At 52.2% G+C, this 255-nt stretch carries 1 rRNA gene; it reads right to left on the bottom strand.

Features of this window, described 5'->3' with window-relative positions:
- Positions 1 to 255 (bottom strand): 23S ribosomal RNA (locus KI367_RS26920); the annotation flags it as partial.

Raw genomic sequence — 255 nt, 5'->3', positions numbered from 1 at the left:
ACCGGTTTAGGCTAATCCGCGTTCGCTCGCCGCTACTGACGGAATCACTATTGTTTTCTCTTCCTCAGGGTACTTAGATGTTTCAGTTCCCCTGGTATGCCTCTTCACATCCTATGTATTCAGATGCAAGCGACTGACTATTACATCAGCCGGGTTTCCCCATTCGGACATCCCCGGATCAAAGCTTGCTTACAGCTCCCCGAGGCAGTATCGTTGTTCGCCACGTCCTTCATCGGCTCCTAGCGCCTAGGCATC

The sequence above is a fragment of the Paenibacillus cookii genome, from assembly GCF_018333375.1.
Taxonomy (GTDB): domain Bacteria; phylum Bacillota; class Bacilli; order Paenibacillales; family Paenibacillaceae; genus Paenibacillus_AQ; species Paenibacillus_AQ cookii.
This window is presented reverse-complemented; position numbering and strand designations above follow the sequence as displayed.